At 37.1% G+C, this 25,361-nt stretch carries 22 protein-coding genes and 2 pseudogenes; 13 read left to right on the forward strand and 11 right to left on the reverse strand.

Going from position 1 to position 25,361, the window contains the following annotated elements:
* Positions 1-282: 282 nt before the first annotated feature.
* Entirely contained in the window at positions 283-684 is a 402-nt protein-coding gene (locus A6E03_RS09505) for a hypothetical protein (protein ID WP_065592391.1), read from the reverse strand.
* 13 nt (positions 685-697) lie between these two features.
* Positions 698-2,665, reverse strand: a complete 1,968-nt coding sequence (locus A6E03_RS09510; RefSeq protein ID WP_083201856.1) for a S8 family serine peptidase — start codon at positions 2,663-2,665, stop codon at positions 698-700.
* A gap of 294 nt (positions 2,666-2,959) precedes the next feature.
* Between A6E03_RS09510 and A6E03_RS09515 the strand changes: the two genes are divergently transcribed.
* From A6E03_RS09515 to A6E03_RS09525, 3 genes are all read left to right on the forward strand, one after another.
* The gene (locus A6E03_RS09515; protein WP_061029855.1) at positions 2,960-3,685 is read left to right on the forward strand and encodes a response regulator; all 726 of its coding nucleotides are present in this window, start codon (positions 2,960-2,962) and stop codon (positions 3,683-3,685) included.
* An 18-nt stretch (positions 3,686-3,703) separates the two neighbouring features.
* Entirely contained in the window at positions 3,704-4,999 is a 1,296-nt protein-coding gene (locus tag A6E03_RS09520; RefSeq protein ID WP_065592392.1) for an ATP-binding protein, read from the forward strand.
* A gap of 170 nt (positions 5,000-5,169) precedes the next feature.
* The gene (locus A6E03_RS09525; RefSeq protein ID WP_065592393.1) at positions 5,170-5,715 is read left to right on the forward strand and encodes an outer membrane beta-barrel protein; all 546 of its coding nucleotides are present in this window, start codon (positions 5,170-5,172) and stop codon (positions 5,713-5,715) included.
* Between the two features lie 55 nt (positions 5,716-5,770).
* Here the strand turns inward: A6E03_RS09525 and A6E03_RS20050 are convergent, their stop codons facing one another.
* On the reverse strand, positions 5,771-5,986 hold the full coding sequence (locus A6E03_RS20050; protein WP_141676936.1) for a hypothetical protein: 216 nt from the start codon (positions 5,984-5,986) through the stop codon (positions 5,771-5,773).
* Between the two features lie 158 nt (positions 5,987-6,144).
* Entirely contained in the window at positions 6,145-6,786 is a 642-nt protein-coding gene (locus A6E03_RS09530; protein ID WP_141676935.1) for a YdcF family protein, read from the reverse strand.
* Positions 6,787-7,081: 295 nt separating this feature from the next.
* On the opposite strand from A6E03_RS09530, the pseudogene A6E03_RS09535 reads away from it, so the two are divergent.
* The 3 genes and pseudogenes from A6E03_RS09535 to A6E03_RS09545 all read left to right on the forward strand — a co-directional run bounded on the left by A6E03_RS09535 (position 7,082) and on the right by A6E03_RS09545 (position 10,634).
* Positions 7,082-7,993 (forward strand): annotated as a pseudogene (locus A6E03_RS09535) (LysR family transcriptional regulator).
* Between the two features lie 142 nt (positions 7,994-8,135).
* Positions 8,136-10,102 (forward strand): annotated as a pseudogene (locus tag A6E03_RS09540) (alkyl/aryl-sulfatase).
* 247 nt (positions 10,103-10,349) lie between these two features.
* Positions 10,350-10,634, forward strand: a complete 285-nt coding sequence (locus A6E03_RS09545; RefSeq protein ID WP_065600732.1) for a hypothetical protein — start codon at positions 10,350-10,352, stop codon at positions 10,632-10,634.
* Positions 10,635-10,670: 36 nt separating this feature from the next.
* On the opposite strand, the gene A6E03_RS09550 is transcribed toward A6E03_RS09545, so the two are convergent.
* Entirely contained in the window at positions 10,671-11,156 is a 486-nt protein-coding gene (locus A6E03_RS09550; protein WP_065600733.1) for a hypothetical protein, read from the reverse strand.
* Between the two features lie 434 nt (positions 11,157-11,590).
* Between A6E03_RS09550 and A6E03_RS20470 the strand changes: the two genes are divergently transcribed.
* Complete coding sequence (locus tag A6E03_RS20470; protein ID WP_255310624.1) at positions 11,591-11,713, forward strand: hypothetical protein; 123 nt, start codon at positions 11,591-11,593, stop codon at positions 11,711-11,713.
* A gap of 42 nt (positions 11,714-11,755) precedes the next feature.
* Here the strand turns inward: A6E03_RS20470 and A6E03_RS09555 are convergent, their stop codons facing one another.
* Entirely contained in the window at positions 11,756-12,445 is a 690-nt protein-coding gene (locus A6E03_RS09555; protein WP_065592449.1) for a DNA-3-methyladenine glycosylase I, read from the reverse strand.
* 162 nt (positions 12,446-12,607) lie between these two features.
* Between A6E03_RS09555 and A6E03_RS09560 the strand changes: the two genes are divergently transcribed.
* Positions 12,608-13,537, forward strand: a complete 930-nt coding sequence (locus A6E03_RS09560) for a Gfo/Idh/MocA family protein (RefSeq protein ID WP_065592397.1) — start codon at positions 12,608-12,610, stop codon at positions 13,535-13,537.
* A 49-nt stretch (positions 13,538-13,586) separates the two neighbouring features.
* On the forward strand, positions 13,587-14,558 hold the full coding sequence (locus A6E03_RS09565; protein WP_065592398.1) for a LysR family transcriptional regulator: 972 nt from the start codon (positions 13,587-13,589) through the stop codon (positions 14,556-14,558).
* Positions 14,559-14,659: 101 nt separating this feature from the next.
* Here A6E03_RS09565 and A6E03_RS09570 read toward each other — a convergent pair whose 3' ends face one another.
* From A6E03_RS09570 to A6E03_RS09590, 5 genes are all read right to left on the reverse strand, one after another.
* Positions 14,660-15,319: a nitroreductase family protein gene (locus A6E03_RS09570; RefSeq protein ID WP_060992004.1), complete on the reverse strand. Its 660-nt coding sequence runs from the start codon at positions 15,317-15,319 to the stop codon at positions 14,660-14,662.
* Positions 15,320-15,566: 247 nt separating this feature from the next.
* Entirely contained in the window at positions 15,567-16,574 is a 1,008-nt protein-coding gene (proX, locus tag A6E03_RS09575; RefSeq protein ID WP_065592399.1) for a glycine betaine/L-proline ABC transporter substrate-binding protein ProX, read from the reverse strand.
* A complete protein-coding gene (gene proW / locus A6E03_RS09580; protein ID WP_065592400.1) occupies positions 16,571-17,665 on the reverse strand; it encodes a glycine betaine/L-proline ABC transporter permease ProW in 1,095 nt (364 codons plus the stop codon). Before proW ends, proX begins: the two co-directional genes overlap by 4 nt.
* A gap of 4 nt (positions 17,666-17,669) precedes the next feature.
* Positions 17,670-18,857 carry a glycine betaine/L-proline ABC transporter ATP-binding protein ProV gene (gene proV / locus A6E03_RS09585; RefSeq protein ID WP_065592401.1) on the reverse strand — a complete coding sequence of 396 codons (1,188 nt, stop codon included), beginning with the start codon at positions 18,855-18,857 and terminating at the stop codon, positions 17,670-17,672.
* Between the two features lie 462 nt (positions 18,858-19,319).
* Positions 19,320-20,432 (reverse strand): NADH:flavin oxidoreductase, encoded by a 1,113-nt coding sequence (locus tag A6E03_RS09590; RefSeq protein ID WP_065600734.1) that lies wholly within the window; start codon positions 20,430-20,432, stop codon positions 19,320-19,322.
* A gap of 429 nt (positions 20,433-20,861) precedes the next feature.
* Between A6E03_RS09590 and A6E03_RS09595 the strand changes: the two genes are divergently transcribed.
* From A6E03_RS09595 to A6E03_RS09610, 4 genes are all read left to right on the forward strand, one after another.
* Entirely contained in the window at positions 20,862-22,328 is a 1,467-nt protein-coding gene (locus tag A6E03_RS09595) for a peptide MFS transporter (protein ID WP_065592403.1), read from the forward strand.
* Positions 22,329-22,686: 358 nt separating this feature from the next.
* Entirely contained in the window at positions 22,687-24,171 is a 1,485-nt protein-coding gene (gene dtpA, locus A6E03_RS09600; RefSeq protein ID WP_065600735.1) for a dipeptide/tripeptide permease DtpA, read from the forward strand.
* Between the two features lie 188 nt (positions 24,172-24,359).
* Positions 24,360-24,710, forward strand: a complete 351-nt coding sequence (locus tag A6E03_RS09605) for a rhodanese-like domain-containing protein (RefSeq protein ID WP_065600736.1) — start codon at positions 24,360-24,362, stop codon at positions 24,708-24,710.
* Positions 24,711-24,884: 174 nt separating this feature from the next.
* On the forward strand, positions 24,885-25,121 hold the full coding sequence (locus A6E03_RS09610; RefSeq protein WP_065600737.1) for a hypothetical protein: 237 nt from the start codon (positions 24,885-24,887) through the stop codon (positions 25,119-25,121).
* Positions 25,122-25,361 lie beyond the last annotated feature (240 nt).

The following is a 25,361-nucleotide window of genomic DNA, read 5'->3' on the forward strand; positions in this document are numbered from 1 at the left end:
TTTCTCTGTGACTTTCTTTTTCTTTGGGTACCACGCACCTTCTGAATCATCAAGTTCTGAGACTTAGTTCGATCAAACTCTGGCACTTTATCCATTTTAAGTTGAATCTGTGTTTGTCGTGAAATATCCTTTACTAAGTATTTTTTGGGATATTAATATATCTAAGTTAGATATTTATAGTTAATAATAATGAATTCATGGTGAGTTTTGTATTCCCATAAATAACGTATTAATAACACGTTAGAATACTTAAAGGAAAGTATTCTAACGATATGTTAATTTTTATTTCAATTTCAATTTATTTTTATTAAATTCAAATTCTGGATAGAAACCTTTTTTAAGCATATTATTTCGAAGCTTACAGATATTGACTCCTTTATCTATGTTAAATACAAAAATACGGTTTCGACTATACATAAACTTTATAGGGAATGTTTTTACCAACACCGAGATTTCACTATCGTTATCTAATTTTAAAAAAATAAGATTTTCAATTTTATCACTTGTGATAAGGTCTCCATCATTATTTGTTTTATACATAAAGCTTCTCTTTTCATGTTGATTTTTCATATAATCATAAGCATTATTTGATTTGCATATTTGTTTAAATTCATTAGCTTTCGCGCTAGATTGAAAAGAAAAATAAGAGATTGTAAAAATAAGTAAAAAAATAAATTTTTTCATAAGGAATACCATTTTAATGACCAAATATTCGTAAGGACCATGAGTTTAAAATACCATTAACTCTGTTGTTTTTTACTGTCATGATACGAGGGTTTTGATTATCTTTGTCCAAGCTTAATGTGCTGTAAAAATCATCTATATAGTAAACTTCAACTTTTTTACTCATATCAGATACGACTAATTTCCAATCTCCTTCGGATGATTCGCCATAAAATTTATGAGATAAAAATAATGTAGAATTAGAGGTGTCATCATAACTTTTTTCTTCTGAAGAAAAAATTATAGCACTATGTGGAGACAATAATGTACTACTTGTTCCACTTGGTGAAATTAATTTGACTAATAAGTCTGACATCCTTTCATGGTCAAATGTTAAATTTACTTGTACTGATTCAACGGTTAAGTTGTTAACATCTGTTATACTACTTACAATATGGATTCCATTATCTGGAATCTCAATTTTATCATCACTAGTATCAATCCAACTAGATATTTTCATATCAGGTAACGGTTCATGAGTTTTTGCTAATATTAAAGACTTATTAACGTCTACAAGTCCGAAACCATATAATGGGCTATACCAAAACCCTGCGTTATTCCTTTCCCAAGGTTCAATAGCAGTATAAGTGTCATAAAAACCATCATTGTCAGGATTATAATAATATTTCCCTTCTATAGCGGGATAATATTCATCTATACGGGTAGCCCCCTTTATTAAAATATCCCGAATATCCCTTTGCTTTAAATTAGGATTAGCTGACATAATCAAAGCAATAGAGCCCGACACATTTGGCACCGCTGAAGATGTCCCATTCATAGTTGCGGTATAATTACAATCTGGATCATGTTTATTTCCACCATGCAATTTATTTATATTATCGCCTGTCGTTGTATTTTGTCCCTTGTCGCAACCTGGCAAATCAGTGGTAACAATAGCGGGTCCATATTCCCCATAACCCCCACCAGGGGCACTAATAAAAATGTTACTTCCTACTGAACTATAATCCGAAATTTTTCCAAATGCATCTATAGCGCTAACTACTAAATAACCATAAAAATTATTACTAATATCATTAATAGTACTGATTCCAACTGGAATATTATAGGGCTCAGCCAATAGAGAATAAGGTGTAAAAAAATACATTCCATCGTATAGGTAGTCCTTATATTCGTTACCAGCCGCTTTAACATACATAACATCATATTCGTTAGTCATATATATTAAATTTTCATCTTTCATTACTTGAATTAGTGAATAAGGTTCAAGCTGAGTATTTTCAGAGCCAAAGCTTAAATTATAAATTTTATTAAATGCATTATTATTAGATGCCTTATTAACAAGTTCAAGTCCGTGAGACTTACGCCAATTAGTGTAGTTCTGCTCAACCTCATCACCAATAAGATTGTATCCTTGTATTTTTGCCATAGGAGCAACCCCCTTTGTACCTATGTCATTATCTACTGAAGCTAGAATACCAGCTACAGCAGTACCATGTGATTCATTGTTAATTGGTCTTATATCTTCATTCTTGGTCCGGAAATTCCATCCTGGCGATACTGCTTGAACATTATTTAATAAATTAGGATGTTCAAGCCAAATACCAGTATCAACAATCCCAATGTTTATATTTTCTCCTAATACACTCGCTCTATGAGCGGCCCATAAATTTAAGTCATATCCACTTATACCACCTTGTCTTGAAAATGAATTTTGCCCAACATTCATTAAGTGCCATTGTTGATTTTGTAATTCATTATTACCAGGAAGGCATCTTTCGTCACTATCCCTTCCCACATCCTTAATATTGTCCATTGACTTAACAAGTCTGCAATTAATATTTTTAATTGGTATTGGTATTGGTATTGGTATTGGTATATCTTCAATTGGAGACGCAACTTTTTTGTTTTTAAAAGGTCCACACCCTGTAGTAATAAAGAGTGATAAAAAAAATAAACATGTGATTCTATATGTATTAATCATATTGAAATATTACCCTAACGATGTAATTTAAATAAAACTTACAATAAATCAATGAAATGGTGGAAGTGCTAAAAATTAGAGTTGTTGAAAAAATTAATGATTAACTCAACTGCGCTGCTTGTGATTGCATTCGTCCGTCTTAGGATTGCACGTTTTTTGCATTGCACGGATTGAAATATACAAATTTAATTAGACTGACAATATAATAAAATTGTCATTATTTTCTGAATCGTCGGGGAATGATTATTAACTAATTTAATAAAATAAGAGCTTTAAATCTCACAGAGGATTACTATGAACACTACTCACTGTCTTTTTATTATTGAGGATGACAATAAACTTCGTCAGATCCTGTCGTCGTACTTTAGGGCACAAAATTTCGATGTGGTAGAGTTTGCGGAAGGTAAAAGTGCTGTTGAGGCCATTATTTCTCAACAGCCTGAACTAGTGATGCTAGATCTTATGTTACCGGATATCGATGGCCTGACAATTTGCCGACAAATCCGTCCCAAGTTTTTAGGTAAGATACTAATACTGACTTCTAGCGGCGATGATTTTGACCATGTTGTTGCGCTGGAAATTGGCGCTGATGATTTTGTTACTAAACCTATAAAACCACGAGTGCTATTAGCCCGATTACGAGCTTTAGTTCGTAATGAAAGTACCCACATACACTTGCCAGAATCCATATATCAATCGTCAGAAAACACATTAATTTTTGGGGGGTTATTGCTCAATAATATAAGGAAATGGTGTGAACTGTCTGGTAAGCATATTGTTATGACAGATAGCGAATTTGATCTTTTATGGTTGCTTGGCAGTTCTGCGGATCAAGTGTTGTCAAGAGATGACTTAACCCGTGCTATACGTGGTATTGAGTATGATGGATTAGATCGTACTATAGATAACAAAGTGGTCAGCTTGCGTAAAAAACTGGGAGATACTTCGTCTTCACCCTACCGTATTATTACTGTTAGAGGAAAAGGCTACGTTTTTGTACCGGACGCTTGGAACGACTAGAAATTAGGATATTTAAGTATGTGGCGTATCTATATAGAATCTTTTATTCGGTTGTTTTTTTTCTTTATTCTTAGCCTTTTTGCTTATGATGAATTCGTTTATCAGTTATCTTCCGATTATGACTATGTACTTGAAGATATGGAAAGTGCAGCATTCCAACGTATCTTACTAAGATTGTCTGAGTGCAGCACAAACCAAGAGTTGAATCAGTATCTTTTGAATTATGCTGATTTAACCGCGAGCAATCTGAACCTTGTGCATCCAGAAGAGTTACCGGAAGACGTAAAAAATTACTTTGCCCTGAATGAGAAGATACATTCTTTTTCGTTTCGTAACGAAGATAGGCACTTGTGGATTACATTGCCTGACGTATCGAATTTTTATCATTTTGAACCTGATACTAACTCTATGATTAGGGAGAAGATTAGCTTCAACGATTCGTTGTTTTTTGTTTTTATAATTGGTGGGTTTCTAATTTATTCAATCAGTCTTATCTGGTTTCTCAACCGACGGATCCTGGTTTTAGAACTGGTTACCGCCGATATTGCCAGAGGAAATTTAAACGCACGCGTACCAACCAACAGTGGTAGTAAAGTTGGGGGATTGAACGAAAGCGTGAATGATATGGCAGACAAAATATCTCAACTGATTTCTAACAATCGTACCCTTGCACAGGCGGTAGCCCATGATCTTCGAACACCGATTTTTCGTATTCAGTGGCAAGCTGAATTAATTCAGGAAAGTACGATTATTGAAGATGTGTGGGAGAAAGTAGCAAGCATTATTGAAGATACGGAAGAGATGGAACAATTGGTTAATGGGTTACTTTATTTTACCAAAATTAGCAGTCAAGAAATACCGCTACATAAGGAATTCTTCCTTCTTGAACCTTTCGTTAATCATTTAGTTAAGCGTCTTTATAATCCTAAAAATCGAGAAATTGAAGTCATTATTGATCCAGATGTTTATCTTCTTGCCGCTACAAATCTGTTTAAACCCGCGCTAGATAATGCACTGTCAAACGCTGTTCGATATGCTGAGTCTAAAGTGCGACTGGTTTGCCAATCAAACAAGCAACAGCTTAAAATTATTATAGAAGACGATGGTCCCGGTATTCCAGAAAAATATTGGGGTACAGTGTTTGAGCCATTTTTCAGTCTTGACCCATCTCGAAATAAAGAAAATATGGGGAATGGACTGGGCTTAGCGATAGTAAAATTGACTGTCGAGAAACATGGAGGTCAGGTGATACTTGAAAAAAGTGAGCTTGGCGGGGCGAAGCTCAACCTTATAATCCCAAATCTACAACTCTGACAATTACAAACAAATACATGACAAATTGTCGATATTGTCAACCTGCTTAATTTTGTAATTTTACTTAGTAACTTGGCTAATCAAATAATCAATATATACGTTCAATGTATCTAAGATTCATTTGATAATGTTTATTACAACCATCACAGTTGTTCAACTAGGTAATTAATATGAAAAAAATATCTTTATTTGTTATATGCTTAACCTTATTCCCCCTTCATTCTTTTGCTGAGCATATCGTTGGTACCGCTGTTGGCTATGGTAGCCAAAAATTCAAATTAAATGATGGAGGTTCGTTTGGTGATTCGTTTAATCTTAATACTTACTACCGGTATATGATTAATCCATATATTGGTATTGAAGGTGGGTGGACATCTGGTGGTGGTGGTATAGTTAGTGGTTTGATTAATATAGTATCAGAAGTGGATGATGATACTTTTTATGGGCCTAGAACTAGTGCTTTTCTTCAGTACCCATTAATGGAAAATCATTTTATTAATAACTTCATTTATACAAAGTTAGGGGCTAACAGATATAAAGTTGATTACACTATAGATAACGTATCTAAATCTGCTTCAGATATAGGTTTTGAGGCATCATTAGGACTTGAAAGTCGGTTCAATTTTGGTTTGGGATTAAATATAGAATATAAAAATATCACTAATCCAATTATTAAAGCTAATCTATTGATGGTAGGAATGAGTTATAAGTTTTAACGTGAGACATTACTTAACATTATAATGGGTATAAATTATTATATAATATCCGTAGCTAATATGGGACCGGGTATCTAATCGACTGAGATAAATGCCAGTCGTATTCTCTTACCCATTGAACGCGTTTTTCATTGGTTTCTTGATAAGAATCGGCAATGGGATTTGCCCTCAATAAAGTGTGATAATTATCTCCAGGAATAGACATTGGAATAGAGAGTTGAGAGTGCGTAGGCGAGGTTAGTGTCGAATCGCCATTAAGGGAATGCGACATAAAGAATTCTTCTGATGCCGTTGATATAAGGAGTAGATGAGAAGTGTATGCCTGAGTAGGAAATAAAAACGTAATGGTACTCTAGAACAAAACAAGAGATAAGGTTTTATTTATACAAATTAGATAGTTAGCTCAATTATTTTGTGATTATCACAGAATTAGCAGAGTTGAAAGTATTGACTGATTTCTTGTCCTGTTGCGACTTCTCTGTGACTTTCTTTTATTAACCAATTTAATGGATTTCTCACCCAAGGTTGAGGGTCTTTTGCCGGAAAGTCATCAACACAACGTAATCCAACAACATTCCAACCTTGTTGCTTACAGGTATTTATGCAGCGTTTCGCATGCCAAGATTGGGCAACGACCACAACATTACGTGAATGAATGTTGTTTAAGGCTTCACGCGCAATATCTGTGGTGGTTTGGTAGTCCTTATTTTCAATAACACTGATTTGTCTGTCTTTAGGGAAGTGGAGTGCAATTTCTTGTTGAAGTTGTACATGAATATTGGGATGTAAATGCTGGATATTTGCAGCCAGTTCACTTAGTTGAATGTTTACATCAGCGCTGTCACCAAATGAGAAGGCAATTAAAGTGTCAGCTTGATTTAGATCCCCAAAAGGCATTAGAAACGGTTGACCTAAAGCAAGGTAATTTTCTAAGCGTTGTTTTGATGATATTGGCAGTTGGTATGATGGATTACAGTAGCTAAATACTTGAGGATTAAGACGTAAGGAAGATGCAAAATCGTGGTGAATTTTGATATCAGAGTTTGAAAAGTAATTTATAAGATCACGCATTGTCCTATCCTTTTTTAAGAATGATAGCCACTGAGATTAACAATCCGTTGTTATAGCATTAAGCCGTTATATCGTATTTAGTTGTTATAGTAATATTAAGGCTAACAATGAAGTGGCATGATGAGTAGAAATTAATCAGCTAATGAGCTTGAGTCTTATAAATTAAACTTTATTTTTTTAAGGTTATTTGATGTCAGAGTAAATATGGAAATGAAGTCTAGTAAGACAAGGTTAGATTTTTAAGTATAAAGCTGCTTATAATCACATTACTAAATAATTGATGTGGTAGGAATTCATGGATCTAAATTTACTTAAAGCATTCGATGTTGTCATGAATACACGCAGTGTGAATGAGGCAGCAGTCAGTTTAGGTGTTAGTGCTCCTGCGGTAAGTCACACATTAAATCGCTTGCGAGAACAATATCAAGATCCGCTGTTTATTCGACAAGGGAGAGGAATCGTTCCTACCAATTTTGCAATTGAATTGCATGCCGAAATTCAAGAGCCATTAATTCGGTTATTAAATGGGGCAAAATCCCGTCAAGCGTTTGATCCTAGCACTAGTCAGTGAACCTTTCGTATTTCAAGCCATAAAGATTTAGATTTAATGGTCGTTCCTCCTCTTATTAAATACCGTGATCAGTTTGCTCCTAACGTAAATTTCAAAGCAGATATCGAGCATCTAAATGAAGAAGATAGACAGGCTGATTTACGCATGCGTAAAGTGGATTTAATTTTGGCAACGGTGCCACTTGAAGAGCATGGCTATCATAATAAATTGTTATTTGAACAGCAGCTTGTTGTGGTATGCAGAAAAGACCATCCAAGAATTAAAGACAGTATCACTCAAGATCAGTTCTTTGCAGAACAACACCTATTGTGGAAAACCCAGAGAATGGATAACTACATTATGGATTCGTTATTAATTGATAAGTTACCTCAACGAAAAGAAGCCTATGCGACAGGCTCTATTTGTAATTCTATTATGATGGCGGCTCAAATGGATTGGTTGTGCGTAACTGGAGTATGGCATTCAAAAATGATGTCTAAAATGCTGCCATTAACGATACTTCCATTGCCTTTTGAATCTCATCCCTTACCTGTTTATATGACGTGGCATCATTCACAACAATCAGATACTGGTCATCAGTGGTTAAAACAGATATTTGAAGAGGTTACGCAAGATCTAACGAGTTTATATTTATGAATTAACGGGAGTGCTCCTGTTATGGATTAAATAAAACTAAATCCACTTTTAAGTATGACACTATCGATTGTTTAATTGATAACTCTTAATATTTCTCCATCGACGAGCAAAATGGATTGCTCGCACTATTAAGAGAGAAATTATGTCATTTAAAAAATCCATAGTATCACTTGCTGTTATTGCTACCTTAGCGCCTGCGTTTGTGTTTGCTGCGCCGACAACCAGTCAGCCAAAAGAAGCGACAACGCACACTATTCAAAAGAACGACCAGTTAAAGCAATATTTAAATTTTGATAATAAATCTGATTTTGAAGATGCTTCTCGTGGTTTTATTGCAACATGGCCAGAAACAACAATTAAAGACGCAAACGGTAATGTCGTTTGGGATTTCTCAAAATTTAATTTCATCGACCAAGATGATAATACTCAAACCATTAATCCTTCTTTACTTCGCCAAGCAAAATTAAATAACATCAATGGGTTATTTAAAGTTAAAGACGGTGTTTACCAAGTTCGTGGTTTTGATTTATCAGTAATGTCATTCATTAAAGGTGATGACGGCTGGATTGTTATTGACCCACTTATTTCTCCAGAAACCGCTGCAGCAGGTTTAAAACTATTGCGTGATAATGTGGAAGATCTGCCTGTTACTGGCGTTATCTTTACTCACTCACACGTAGACCATTTTGGTGGTATTTTAGGCGTAACAACTCAAAAAGCCATTGATGATGGTGAGGTAGCTATTGCAGCACCAGAAGGTTTTTTCACACACTCTATTGCTGAAAATCTAATGGCAGGCACTACCATGTCGCGTCGCTCTTCATACATGTATGGCAACCTTCTTGATGCGAACAATAAAGGCATGGTTGATGGCGGTTTAGGCAAAACGACGTCATCAGGTTCACCTGGTATTGTGAAGCCAACTGAAATTGCAGAGCACACTGGTCAAGAAATGACGATTGATGGTGTTGATCTAGAAGTGATGATGGCTCAAGAATCAGAAGCGCCTTCTGAATTCATGTTCTATTTCCCTGAATACAAAACCATGATGGCAGCAGAAGTAATGACGCACACTATCCACAACATTTCGACATTGCGTGGCGCAAAAACACGTGATGCATCTTCGTGGGCGACTTACGTAGACCAAGCATTACATACGTATGGCGACAAAGCAGACACCATGATTGCTTCGCACCATTGGCCTACATGGGGTCAAGAGAAGATTAAAGGACAGTTAGCGAAAACGCGTGATATGTATAAATACGTTCATGACCAAACGCTACGTCTTGCAAACAAAGGGTATACGCCAAATGAAATCTCAGCAGAAATTAAATTGCCAGATTCATTAGGTAAAGAGTGGTACAACCGTGGTTACTACGGTACGGTTTCTCATAATGCACGTGCGACTTACGATTACTACTTCGGCGCATGGTGGGACGGTAACCCAGCCAATCTAAACCCATTAACACCAACGGAAGAAGGCACTAAATACGTTGAAGCGATAGGTGGCGGAAGAAAGTCATTGAAATTGCTGAAGCGGCAATCAAAAAAGGCGAATACCGTTGGGCGGTGACTCTGTTAAATAACGTGACTTTTGCAAATCCTAACAATATGGATGCACGTTATTTAGAAGCGGACGCAATGGAGCAACTAGGCTATCAATCAGAGTCTGGTCCTTGGAGAAACTATTATCTAGGTGGCGCTAAAGAATTACGTAATGGTATTAAACCAGTAGCAACGCCAAATACTGCCGCGATAGCCGTGAACATGCCGTTTAATCAGTTCATGAAATACTTAGGTGTGACAGTGAAACCTGATGTTGCAAAAGGCATGAATATTAAAGTGAATATCGATGTTAAAGGCGATGGTAAATACTCAATGGATTTAAGTAATTCAGTATTGAAATCATACACTGATACGCAATTTGATAACGCGGATTTGAACATTACGTTATCACGCCAAGCGTTTGAAAACATGATGTCGAAAAAATCAGTATTGAAAGATGAAATGAAAGCGGGAGAATTTACGGTTTCTGACCAAGCTAAATTCCAGCAACTGATGTCGGTATTTGATCAATTTAATTTATGGTTTGGCGTAGTTACGCCATAAAAAAGTAAGTAAAGAGTAATACAAAGCCTCGTTGAATGAAGGGATTCAACGGGGCTTTTTTGTATACATTTTCTGAGGTTAATGCGATGAACATCTCTTTTATAAAACAGTTTCATTGATAATTATGGCTAGTTAAGTGATATTGATTCATATATTGTATGTAAGCCGTTAGCTCTAAAAATAAAATATCACGCCAATTTAAAATTAAAATCATTTTGAGACGTTTTATTTAATAGAGGAAACTAATATGGCTAAGTATCAATTTTTTTGCATCCCTAACAGTGATCGCAAGCAATATACCTTTCTTGATATGGCATCAAGCACATTTCTACGAGAGAAAACCGCGATATTAGATAACGGTTTTGAGGTTGAAGATGATGTCATCTATGCAGATACTCCAGAAGAAGCTGTTGAAAAGTTCAAATCAAACTTTATTTATGCTGTTGATGAATATGGTAAAGCAGACCCTAGCTATAGTTTTTCTGTGTTTCTCCAATCTCTTTATAAAATGCTTTTTATTAAAAATAAATAATAAAGGCAAAAGATTGTTAATCACCTAGTGAAGACTTCAAAACAGATCGTCGAACGATAACTGAAGATGGTGCATAAAAATTACGCCTTTTGAATCTGGCACAATCCCATTAACGAGAGAGAGGGCGATTGTGTCTGTTATAGGATAAGAAAGGGTAAGTTGCGCGATTAAATAAAGGCTAATGTCGTCATTAATATAAGTAATTATTTGATCTTGTTCATAACCCGTCACTAGGCCAATCATCGCCCCTAAACGAAACGACAGTTTCTGTATGTTAAGGCTATCGTCCATACTAAAGTTCCAACCAATAAGCGTGGAGTTATTATTATAAGAATTGACAAAATGAGCAGCACTAAAGCCATTGTTAATACTAAAACCGATCAGTTTATGGTTTTCGTTATAATCATAGTTTCGGTCTACATGGTGGTTACTGTAGCCTAAAAAAGCAATTTGAAGTGAAGTGGCGTGAGTATTAAATGGGCATGAGAATAAAATAAAACCACATATGACAATCCATTTCATATCGTTCCTTAAATTAAAACAGATGAAATATAAGAATAGTCAATAAAGACTGATTTTACTTAATTTTTTGTCAGGCAACAAAAATAACATTGCCACAAATACAATACCAAATACAACTTGTTTCGCTATAAAACCACTCTTGATGTTGGCGGCAGCATGGGCAAATTAACTTATTCATATATTCTCTATCATTCTTATTATCTATAGATCAAGTATGGGATTAATTTACGTTTAATCAAATTAATATTTGGGTTCATTAGGCTCATTTAGATGTAAGCAACATTTATATGTAATCGTTAGAAAAAATAACCGAGAGAGTTAGTTTTTCGTCGTATTTTTATGCGTTCTTTCACATGATTTTGGTTGTTGTCACATTATATACATGTTGTTATGTTTAAAATGAGCCACCGAAAAGATTTGCTCAAGGAGGAGTTATGTTGATATCGGAAGGGTTAAGCCCACTAACAGAATTGGTCATTTGGATGAGCTACGCAGTCACTATTATCATCGCAGTGCTTGCTGTTGGCATATTATTTGAGTTGAATAAAAAAGAATGATTAATGTTATAAAGCACCTCTACGATGAGGTGCTTTATATTTTCAGAGAACCCTGTTGTCACCACAGCTATATGCGATGATTTGACTTATTTCCGACAGGCTACGGTTAGACTCAATTTTCCACTGTGTAAACGCTTTATTGGCTGCCTGTTGCGCTCGCTTTGTATCTCTACCACTGTCTATAATTCCGCAATTACGTAAATGAGATTCCACATCGGAAGATAAAATAAAGGTATCAACCCCCATTTGACGCAATGCATAAGCGCCTGTGTTACCACCTAAACGCTTACCGTTTTTCTTTAAATATCCCCACAACCCTATGATGTCTTCGCTTGGCCAGTTTGCGACCATCTTCCCAAAAGAACCATATTTAAGGCTGGCGATATTAATCATCATTGCATTAGCGGGAACCGTCATTACTTTTGTTAAGTGGCGGATTATCCGAGGGTCTTGGGCTTTCTTTTCCCATGCTTCATCAGGTTGAAGCAATAAAGGTTGAATACGGAATTGGAAAAATACGTCTTCAAATTCTGGCCATTTCTTACGAACTACATTCCATGATATACCGCATTGGAATACTTTTTCAGTAAATGCCGCTAACCAACGATCATCAGGAATCGAAGCTAACTCTTGAGATGATAATGGCTTATGTAGCAACTGTTCTAATTGTGCTTCTCCGCCTTTACGTTCAATGGCTCGTTGGTAAATGGAATCAAATTTTTCAATGGTCATGATGTTCTCATCTGTCAAAACGGTATGAATAGATTGAAGCATAAATAGCATTATCTTTGTATGCCTTAGAATAAATATTGCTTAATAATCTTATGCATTCAAGAATGTTAAAAATATTTAAATTATACTAAGGCGTAAGAGACTAGATGAAAAAGGACAGAAATGAAAATTGGAATTATTGGCTTAGGTGACATTGCTCAAAAAGCGTATTTACCTATCATTACTCAACTTGAAGGTATAGAACCTGTTTTTTGTACTCGTAATTTTAATACGTTAAAACAATTGGCACAGAAATATCGTGTGGATCAAATTTGTGAAGATTACCAACAGCTCCTGAAACTCAATATTGATGCAGTAATGATCCATGCTGCAACCAGTGTGCATTTTGAGGTCGCCTCTTTTTTCTTAAAAAATGGTATTCCAACGTTTGTTGATAAACCTTTGGCTGATTCAGCAGAAGATGTTGAGAAGCTTTATGAAATAGCGGAAAAATACAATCAACCACTGTATGTGGGTTTTAATCGTCGTCATATTCCGTTGTATAATCAACATTTGCCTGAGCTTTCAAAAGGGGAGGTAGGGCAGCTGCGTTCATTGCGTTGGGAAAAAAATCGCTACGCCCTTCCTGGTGATTTACGTACCTTTATTTTTGATGACTTTATTCACCCTCTTGATAGTGTAAATCTTAATGCTCAATCTTCGATTATTGATCTCTATATCACCCACCAACAACAAGGAAATCAACTGTCACGGCTAGATGTGCAGTGGCAAGTAGGAACCGCATTGTTACACGCTTCGATGAACCGCAATTTTGGAATAACAACCGAGCGTGTTTCTGCAAGCTATGAGAACCAAGCTTTTGAATTTGATTCTTTTGTTGAAGGCAAAATTTGGCATAAGAATACAGAAGAAAAACTTAACTTGAAAGATTGGACGCCGATGCTTACGAGTAAAGGGTTTGATGCGATGATCAAAGATTGGATTTCAGTGGTTGAAAAAGGCAATGTAGCAGATACTGTGATTGATCGTAATATAGCAAGTCATCAGTTAGCGGAGCGTATTTATCAAAAAGTAAGAAATCAAATTAAATAATAAATTTACGCTTAAGTTCATCATCGTTTAGCTAGAAAAAGGAACCCACATGTCATTGGTTAATCAGCTTTCACTTTTTATTGATATTGTACAACAAGGCTCATTTACTAAAGCAGCATCGCTGCATGATATGGATAATTCATCGCTATCTAAGCAGATAAAAAAACTTGAAACAGAGTTGGGTGTGCAGTTACTTAATCGTTCAACTCGTTCTTTCTCTTTAACGCCGGCGGGAGAAGAGATCTTAGAACAAGCATACCTCTTGGTTAATACAATAGGCCATGTGCAAACTATTGCGGATTCATATCATATTCAACCCAAAGGGCGACTTAGAATTACGGCGCCACTACATATTGGTCAACAATATTTGCAGCCAGTGATTAGCCAGTTTATGAAAAACTACCCAGACGTAGACATTGTATTGTTAATGGATGATAAACGCTCGGATATTATTACTGAGCATTTTGATATTGCTTTTCGATTGGGCCGTTTAGATGATTCAAGTTTAATAGCGAAAAAAATTGCAGATACCCGCGCTGTAATTTTGGCTTCAAATGAATTTTTAAAACAAAATGGTGAGCCGAAAACCCCAGAAGAATTGGTTGCTTTGCCTTCTGTTATTTATAGTAATGGTTCGATAACGGTAGATACAGTGAGATTAAGTGAGAGTCCACATTCTACTTTATTTAAAAGTTATAAAATGAAAGGAAAGTATAAAGTTAATGATGTGAGAACACTCATTGCTGCTGTGAGAGATGGATTAGGTTACGCGACAATTGCTTCTTCAAATCTTGATCAATCGATAGAAGAAATGAATTTAAAGCCATTATTAACTCATTATGGCCTTTGTAATCAAGGCCTTGCTGTTTATGCATTATATCCTCATAGAAAACAAACTGCATTAGTAAGAGAGTTTATTGCAGCCGTTCAAGCTTATATTGGTGAATCACCACGTTGGGAGCAACACATCCCTAACTTTGACACCATGTACCAAATAAATAAGAACGTAATAAAAAAATAACCCAGTCAAAAGAGCTGGGTTATGGTAGTTTTCAATAAAAAAGGCCAGACATCTGTCTGACCTTCTATTTCTATGATTAGCGCATAGGGTTGTTCTGTATATTATAGAACAGTAATGACATCTTCCATTGGTAGACGTGCTTTTGGAAGACCGTGGTTATAATCTTCAACGTCTTTGTGGTAACCCAACGCAAGAGCAAAGTCACAAACATAACCATCAAGCTCATCTTTAAATGTTTCGCCAATGAGTTGTGCATCAACACCTTCCATAGAAGTAGAGGCGATACCCATACGTGCAAGTGTGTGTAATGTGTTGCCTAAAGCAATGTAAGATTGTGCTTTAGTCCAGTTACCGTTAAAGCCTGTTTCATCAGTATTCAATTCAACAAAACCGTACGCGCCATCAAGCATATCGTTGTAACGCTCAGCAGGAAGGTGGCCTGAACTTACTTCTGCATCAACCACTTTTCTGTATTGGTCTTTATCAAACTTAGGGTTGTGTGCAAATAAAATAGTATGTGATGCTTCTTTTGCGTGTGGTTGGTTAAACTGGAACATGTTCGCGAATGTACCGTGGAAACGCTCTTTAGCTTCATCACTTTCAAGAACGATGAATTTCCAAGGTTGAGAGTTAATTGAAGACGCTGATAAACGGATAGCTTCTTTAATCACATCCATATCTTCTGCAGAGATGCGTTTAGTTGCATCGTATTTTTTAGCGGTGTAACGAGAGTTTAAATCGGCAATAATTGGATGAGTCATATCTACTTCCTAAAATAAGATGAACAAAAGCACAAGACAGAACATCCGTCTAACGCGTTGTTGATGGAAGTAATATAAATAAAATGAAGTAAGAGAAACAGAGCGTATTTATCCAATGACTATGGAATAAAAATACCATAATCGATTGAGTTATAAAAATACCGATATAAAAAAGGCCAGTAGCTTATGCTATTGGCCTTTGTATTACTCATAAATAATGAGTGTAAACGAAGTAAGGGTAGATAAATTATAGAGCTGCTTTTTTCGCTTCTGTAATCCAGGCATCGAATTGAGCGCGGTTTGCTTTTATCCAACCGTTTACGTGAGATTCGATATCCGCAGTACTATTTTTACCTTTACTCATCATCATGTTTTGAGCACTAACGTCATTGATATTCAGTTTAATGATTTCAAATAGTTTTGCGGCTGATGGGTTCTGTGCTGCAAACTCTTTGTTTGCAATAATACGCATAGAGTTCATTTCAAATCCGTAGTTCTTGCCGTTAGATAGTGTGGTATCAATATTTTTACGATCTCCTGGTAGTGAAGAGAAAGGCACTTCTAGCCACACAACATCTTTGTTAGGAACAAGAACACCACTTACCCAATAAGGTGTCCAAGTATAATAAAGAATAGGTTCATCGTTTTTGTAACGAGAAATAGTATCAGCAATAATCGCGGCGTAATTACCTTGGTTGTGAGTTACTGTATCTTCAAGTTGGAATGACGATATTTGGTGTTCAATCACCATTTCACAGCCCCAGCCTGGGTTACAACCGGTTAAATCCGCTTTTCCATCGCCATCTGCATCAAATAATTTTGCAATTTTTGGATCTTTTAATTGACCAATATTGGTAATGTTATACTTCTCTGCCGTTTTCTTATCAATCAAGTAACCTTGAGCTGCACCACTCACATATTGACCTTGGCGGTAAAAGCTATCATCCCCACCAGACATTTTGTATTTATCAGCATGAAGAGGGAACCAACCAACGGCTAAGAAAGTCGCATCGCCTTTTGCTATTGAAGTATAAGCAACGTTGTAATCCACTTCTTTTGTTGGCTGTACATCATAACCAAGCTCTTCAAGCGCACGGTTTACAATAGAGGTTTGGAATGTTTCTTCAGCAACGGTAGATTGAAGAGCTTGAACGGTTACCCCTTCGCCAGGAAGTTTTTCAGCCCAAACGTTCGTTGATAAAGCCAGTGTTGAAACGATACTTACCGTGAGTGCTTTCTTCCATGAATTAATCATTCTTGTTTCTCCTTAAGTTTTAGTTCTGGTTTTTTTTCTTTCTTTTGTGCAAAAATTTGTAGCAGGATAGATACAGGTCCCATGTGGTACCAACGTAATTTAGTGTTACCTGCGTTTACCCCGAGTACTTGAGTAATCCTATCAAGCAAAATAGCAAGAATAACAATACCTAAACCACCGACAGCAGCAAGTCCCATATCTAAACGACCGATCCCTCGTAATACCATTTGTCCTAGACCACCGACGGCAATCATTGAGGCAATAACCACCATTGATAGCGACAGCATTAAGGTTTGGTTTACACCTGCCATAATCGTTGGCAGAGCAAGGGGCAATTGAATTCGGTACAGCATTTGTTTTTTATTAGCACCAAATGAATGTCCGGCTTCGATTAACTCTTCTGGTACTTGTTGAATACCAAGAATGGTTAAGCGAACAACAGGAGGCAGTGCAAAAATAATGGTTACAACAACGCCCGGAACATTACCAATACCAAACAACATAACAATGGGAACTAAATAAACAAAAGCAGGGGTTGTTTGCATTGCGTCGAGTATTGGACGAATAAATTTTGCAGCCGTTTTACTTCTTGCTAACCAAATACCCATGGGTAGGCCGATAAGCAGACAGAAAAAGACGGAAGTCATAACCAAAGCAAGGGTTGTCATTGCTTGAGACCATGCACCAATAAGCCCGATAACGAGTAATGATGCAGCGGTTGATACGCCAAGCTTAAAGTTAGAAAACTGCCAAGCCAATAAAAATAAGATAAGTAGCATGAAAGGGGCTGGCGTAGAAACTAACGTGGTTTCAAATGAACTCAAGATAAAATCGATAGGAACACGAATAGCTTGGAATAACGGGCGTCCATGTTCAACTAACCAATTCAAGCCAGATTCAACCCAAGTATCAACGGGTAGAACGGCTTCTTCAAATGGGTTTAAAATATCAAAAGGTTTTGTTTCAACCACTTCGCTGTTGAGCCAATCTGCCGTTGTTGATGTATCGCCTGTTTGACCCCAAGGATCAGCACTTGGCGCTGTTGTCGTTTGTGACCATGGGTCATTATTTGTTTGATCTGATGATGACATCGTTCTACCCCTTATCTAACGTTTGAAGTAGTCGTGATTTCGTCACAACACCAAAATAATTACCATGTTCATCAACAACAGGGACGGAATAAGGTACGTTAGCGACTAATCCTAAAATTTCATTGATTGCTTGGTTTGGATTGAGAGTTAAGCCATCGGATAGTTGAGCACTGACCAGTGAGTTATTATCATTATGAGCTTTACGAAGAGATTCTATAGAAACAATACCAGAGTAGAGACTGCTCTTATCTACTACAATTCCGTATTCTCTGTCGTTATCCATCAAATACTGTAAGGCAGAGGCTGGGCCATCATGCTCTGATTTTTTAAACATCGCGGCTGGTTTTTTACGAGCAATGTCTTTTGCTGTTAAAACATTCGCGACATTAACGCCACGGAAAAAAGCTTCGACGTAATCATTGGCTGGATTATTAAGAATGTCATCAGGTGTACCAACTTGAACCACTTCACCATTTTGCATGATGGCAATTCTATCGCCAATACGCATGGCTTCATCTAAATCGTGTGAGATAAAGACGATGGTGCGTTTATCATCATTTTGGAGACGAATGAGTTCATCTTGCATTTCGGTTCTGATCAACGGGTCAAGCGCCGAAAACGCTTCATCCATTAATAGAATATCAGGGTCACAAGCCAGTGCTCGCGCTAAACCAACACGTTGCTTCATACCGCCAGATAATTCATCAGGGTAAGATTCAGCGTAGACATCAAGTCCAACTCGCTCTAATGCACTTAATGCACATTGTTTACGTTTTTCAATATCAACACCGGCAAGCTCTAAACCAAAGGCCGCATTTTCAATGACTGTCATATGTGGCATTAGGGCGAAGTTTTGAAAAACCATTGAGATATTATTGCGGCGGACGTGACGAAGTTCATCTTCAGAGATGTGAGCAATGTCTTTACCTCTAAGGAAAACGTTGCCTTTAGTTGGTTCAATAAGTCGATTGAGGAGACGAACTAGAGTGGATTTACCTGAGCCAGATAGGCCCATAATGACGAAGATTTCGCCTTCTTGAATACTGAGAGAAACGTCATTAACACCAATGGTTAGTCCTGTTTTTTCAAAAACGTCATCTTTGTTTGCGCCTTCATTAATCATTGTAAATGCGCGGTCAGTGTCCTCTCCAAACACTTTGTACAGTCCCTTAACTTCCAGTATGGGATTCATTTTTTAATTCCTTTGATTGAAAAATCATTAGTACTATAATTAAATTGATGGTAATTATCAAGAGTTACCATACGGTAAATATCCGAACTCCCTCTTTTGTTTGTTATTTACAATAAAGAAAGTAACGTGTCGTTATTGTGTAACTAATTGTTTTTCAGTTATTTATTGTGTTTGTTTTGTATGCTTTATAATTTGGCATTATATTTTTGTGAACGAGAGGTAACGAGATAATTATTGAATGAATAATTAGGGGCGCGATGTTTTTTGTAATTTAATTTGAGTACGAACTAAAAGAGAGTGGCTGTTATTTACCTGTTTCAGATTATTGAGATCAATCTGGGCTTAATCTGGTTATAGGCATACAAAAATGAGGAAGAATAATGAAGTCATGATGGGGAGGATGTAGGTTGCTGTTTTGCTTAAAGGTTAGCGATTACACTAACCCTTATGGCTATCTATTTATTAAGCTTGTGATTTTTTCGGCTTTCTTTTTTTATATACCACACAGAAATTGCCACGCTTAGTTCGGCATTTAGAGCAGCGCTCGCAATCAACGTCTGCTCGATTACCTTCTTTCCAACGTTTAATTAGTTGAGGCTCAGCAAGTAGGGGACGTGATAAGGCAAAATATTGGATATTGGTATTCGCCAACATTGATTCCATGGCAGCAATGTTGGTCAAGCCACCCACGGTGATAACAGGAACCGAAATCTCTTGGCTGATCACATCACCATATTCATGGAAATAGCCTTCTTCTCTTAATGTATAACCATCAAACGATTCACCAATCATGGTGCTGGCATTTCCGTGGATATTGCCAGAAATGATAATGGCATCAACACCGATTTCTTCCAGTTTCTTACAGATAATACGTGTTTCATCAAAGGTTAAACCACCGTCAAAAAACTCAGATGCGGTTAACTTAACTAAGATAGGAAAGTCATTGCCTACCCGTTTTCTGATCTCTGCATAAATCTCTAATAAGAATCTCATGCGATTATCTAAGTTGCCACCGTATTCATCTTCACGACGGTTGTAATATGGGCTTAAAAATTGGTTGATGAGGTAGGTATGCGCAGCGTGGATCTCTACGCCGTCAAAACCGGATTCTTGAGCCCGCTTACTTGCTTGAGCAAAAGCCGTAACGATGTAATCAATGTCCTCTTGAGTCATCGCTTTACCTAAGGTCTTTGTGCCTCTTTCACACACCTCACTTGGTGCAAATATGACTCTTTCTTCTACATTGTAGGTTGTTTTTGTTCCACCATAAGCAAGCTGCATGACAATCTTTGAGTCATGAGTATGTACTAATTCGGTTAGCTTTTTATATTCAGCAATAAAAGAATCATTATACATTCCCATCATGCCTGCATTTGGCTTCTCTTCTTCCACAATGTTTGCATAACCGGTGACAATAAGCCCGACTTCACCTTTAGCCAGTTCTTCGTAGATATCGTATAGCTTATCGGTCATGTGGCCGTCTTCGGTCGCCATGTTTTCCCACGTTGCGCTTCGAATAAAGCGGTTTTTTAATGTCATCTTGCCAATATGGGTTTCAGTAAACAAAGTGCTCAAGTGTTATCCTCTTTAATTATGGTTTTGTTGTTGTCATCAGAAGACAAAAAGACCAAAAAAGAACAGCCTTACCGTAATGTATATGGCTGCTCTTTTTTTGTGTATTTTGATCATATCGATGAGTTGCTGCCAATATAACCGACAATATAATTAAAATTCCTTAATCTATATTAAGAACGAGTCATATCGGTTGAAGAAAAAACGTAATTGCTCGTATTTTATTCATTATTTAATGTATTTATCAGTGGTTTATATTTGATATTTTCGAGTCATTTTTTGACCTCTATTTTTGAAAACTTATGTTGCACGAGATTTGCCGCAAACTTCTTGGTGTTTTAATCGTTGCTGTGTATGTTTACCCAATATTACTGAATAAGTAGCGAAATAAAATATCGATGCGAATTCGATACACAAGTCACGGGGCAACAGATGAATACGATCAAACAACCAAAAGGAATATTCCACATTATTGCGATACAGATGTGGGAGTTCTTTAGTTACTACGGTATGCGTTCTTTATTGATCCTTTTCTTAACGGAAAAGCTATTAATGTCAGACCAACATGCCTATGCCTTGTATGGTGCGTATACATCACTTGTGTATGTAACCCCAATCATTGGTGGTTATTTAGCAGATAAATATCTTGGTAATTACTGGTCTGTGGTGCTAGGGAGTTTATTGATGGTTGGTGGGCACTTTGTATTGAGTATTCCCAGCAGTGATCACTCGACATTGTATTTAGCCTTGTCGCTTATTATCTGTGGTTACGGCTTCTTTAAAACCAATTCAAGTTGCTTGTTAGGTGAGCTTTATCAAACCAAAGAGCAAGAACATGGACGTGAAGCGGGTTTCTCCATCTCATATATTGGGGGAAATATAGGATCAATGATTGCGCCTATTTTATGTGGTTTCGCTGCGATGAAATGGGGTTGGAATATCGGCTTTTCATTAGCTGGGATTGGTATGTTTGTTGGTTTGTGTGTTTTTATCTCAGGCCGTAAATACTTCAGTCATGTAAGCCAACCAAATATGCCAGCATTAAAGAAAAAAAGTGCCGGTATCCCTCATTGGTCTTTATTGATCGTAGCGGTTGCAGTGGCAACCTTAGGTTTAGTCTTTGTGCTTAAAAACCTATGGGCAGGGTACATCTTATTTGTTATTTGTTTAATGTCTTTGGTTCATATCATTAACCTATATCGTAAAAGTGATGCAGAAGATCGCCAAAAGCTAAATTCAATTATGTACTTTATGTTGTTTGGTACGGTTTTTTGGGCATTCGATCAACAAGGTGGTAGCTCTATCAGCTTGTTCATTGAACGTAATATTAATACTAATATTGGTGGTTTTACGATCCCAACGGCTTTCTTCCAAGCCATTAACCCAATAGCCGTTATTATTGGTGGTGCAGCGGTTGCTTGGTTATGGAAAATTCTGGATTCAAAAAGTATTTCTGTAAGAACATTAACTAAGTTAAATATTGGTCTTTTATTATTAACCGCAGGGTTTAGCTTAATTACGTTGTCTTCTAAATTAGCCATGGCGAGCGGTGAAACCACTTTTGTTTGGTTAATGGTTGGTTTGTTATGTATTGGGGTCGCCGAGCTGTTTATTGACCCAGTAGCGCTTGCTGCGATTACACGATTAAACCCACAAGGCGCAACAGGAACATTAGCAGGTATCTACATGCTTGCAGGGGGCTCTGTAGCTAACTATTTAGCGGCTGATATTGCACAGTTTACCTCAACAGATACTGGAGCAAATGCAGGCACATTGGATCTGATTGTGTCAGCGACTCAATACCACCATGTATTCCAAAGTATCCTATTTGTGACGGTAGGCGTATTTGTACTTGGCATGTTGGTTGATTTTAAACACCGTAAACAAACCGCAATGTAATTGGTCTTATGAGCAACAACAGATAATGTGTCTGTTGTTGCCTCAATATCCCGCCTTATCGCTTTTATTTCCTTCCATTTTTGTAAGTCATCCATGTATATTTCTTAAATCTTTTCTCTGCATTAAAATTCATTTTTGATTGTCATCATTACGTCAGTAAATTTTGTTGCTAAATGTTTCTTGGTGTTTCATTTTGTAAGTCATTGATTAAATAAGGTCTTGTTGGTCATTCCAAAAATAGTATTTTAGATTTCACTTATGACTAGTGATAACTAAATGTTAAATAAGTAAGTTGGTTGTGTAATTAGTAAAAAACCATAAAAAAATAGGTAACCACAACATACACAGGGATTTATTTATGTCTAACTTGAATGTATTCAAGCAGCCTAAGCAGTTTTATTTAATCTTTTCTATCGAGTTTTGGGAGCGTTTTGGCTTCTACGGTATGCAAGCCATTTTAGCCGTTTATTTGGTTAAAATTTTAGGGATGTCAGAGTCAGAGTCTTTTATTCTTTTTGGTGCGTTCTCAGCATTAATCTTTGGTTCAGTAGCCCTAGGCGGTTGGGTCGGTGATAAAGTCATTGGCACCAAACGAACCATCACACTCGGCGCGTTAATACTCACCATAGGTTATGCGCTATTAGGTGTTTCTGCATCAGCAGGAAATATCGGTGGTTCAGGTCTTATCTATGTCGCAATGGGCTTCATTACTATGGGTAATGGCTTATTTAAAGCGAACCCATCAAGTCTGCTTGCTAAAGTATACGACCAAGACGATAAGCGTTTAGATGGCGCATTTACTATGTATTACATGGCGATTAACCTTGGCTCATTCTTCTCAATGCTACTTACACCATGGATAGCAAGTAAATTTGGCTATGGTATGGCGTTTAGTGTCAGTGCCGTGGGTTTGATCATTACTGTAATTAACTTCTTAATGTGTTCACACATGGTAAAAGGAGTCGGTTCAGAGCCTGATCTAATTGCCGTGAATAAAATGCGTTACTTAGGCGTTGTAATTGGTGCCGTTGCATTGAGCTTTTTATGCTCAGTATTACTGCAACACCTATTCTACGCTCACGCTATTTTAGTGGTTGTTGGTGTTACGATTGTCGCTCTTTATATGAAAGAAGCATTCAAAATAAAAGGGCTAGAACGCGCTAAAATGTTAGTGGCATTCGCATTAATGCTGCAAGGTGTTGTGTTCTTTGTACTTTATTTCCAAATGCCAACGTCGTTGAACTTCTTTGCTATTCACAATATTGAGCATAATCTGTTTGGTATCTCAGTGGCGCCAGAGCAATTTCAAGCGTTAAACCCATTCTGGATAATGATTGCGAGCCCAATCTTAGCCATCGCCTATAACAACCTAGGTGAGCGCTTTGCAATGCCATACAAATTCGCATTTGGTATGGTGCTGTGTGCCTTATCTTTCCTTGTTCTAAAATTTGGCGCAAGCTTTGCGAATGCCGATGGCATCATGAGTTCAAACTGGCTTGTAGTTTGTTACGCTTTCCAATCATTAGGTGAACTATTGGTTTCAGGTTTAGGTCTTGCGATGGTGGCACAACTTGTACCACAACGCATGATGGGTTTCGCAATGGGTATGTGGTTCTTAACTTCAGCAACTGCGGCGGTTATTGCTGGCTGGGTAGCAACACTAACCACAGCACCCGCAGGTCTAACTGATGCAAACCAAACATTGGCTATCTACAGCGATGTGTTTGGGAAAATTGGTTATGCAACCGCGGTTGTTGCCGTATTTACACTACTGATTGCTCCTAAGCTAACACGCATTATTCGTGGCGAAACAACAGAGCAAATAGAAGTGGTTAACGTATAATAAAGAAAGATAATCAGCCTGATTGACTCTGGTTGATATAAAAAGAAAGCCCGTGCTATCACCTTATTGAGGTGAATACGCGGGCTTTTTTTGATCTAGCCTATAAAACAGGTCAACACCTTATATGCAAAATTACAATCCAGATTAAAATAGGGCAAATTTTATTACGCATTTAACAAGGACAATAAATGAAAATCAAAGCGGGATTATGCCTTCTACTTGCCATGGCCTCTTTTACTAGTTTGGCATCAGAACGAAGTGATAAAGCGTGGGATCTTGTCGATAATGGAGCATTACTTATTGATGTTCGTACCTCTGGAGAATTTAATCAAGGACACGTAGATGGAGCCGCAAATCTTCCCTTAAATACCGTGAACACCGCCTTTGCAGACATAGATAAAGACACTCCAATCGTAGTGTATTGCCGCAGTGGTAATCGCTCAGGACAAGCCATGAGTTACTTACAACAAGAGGGCTTTACTCAAGTACACAATGGTGGTGGTTTAGATGAAATGCTTTCAAGCCAACCGACCAAATAAATAACCGATTAGAGATCATCAGCAGGTTATTGTTCTTCACTTACCCAATGATGAAGTAAAAAACAGAGGTGCTCTTCATACAACATGCAGAGCGCGTCCAGTTTTACTTGACCGTTACAGAACTTGGATCTACTGTGCCATAAAATAATAAAAACATTCTAGTCAGAGGTTTATATGAAAATAGAAGCGATTGGTAAAATTCAAACCGAATCTATTGAAAGAGATAGAAGCCAAGAAGAGTTAAAAAACAGCATTAGTAACATGAAAATGCAGAACGAAGGTGTGTACGACCAAAAAGCCATAAACTTCGCCATGAAGCGCGGAGAATTAAGAGAAAAAGAAATTGAATCAAGAGTCAACAGATTAAAGGTCTACATGGACCAACAGCGCAATTTAAACAACGTAATGTAAGCCCCTTCGGGCAACCTGCTTTATCTCGCGAATTGGGGGGGCTCATTCTTCGCAAACCCCAATGGCTCAACCAAGCCACAAAACGCTTCGCTGTGTCTTGTCCCTACGGGTCACAATCAGGGCTAGTCATAATTAGTAAACAATTATCATTTATAGCTAATTAAAATTTAACAATGCTCGAAATTTGTTCATAAGCTGAACATTTAAAATTGAGGCAAGAGTTGGTTTTTTGTCATTTTT

The organism is Aliivibrio sp. 1S128 (assembly GCF_001691065.1).
Classification (GTDB): domain Bacteria; phylum Pseudomonadota; class Gammaproteobacteria; order Enterobacterales; family Vibrionaceae; genus Aliivibrio.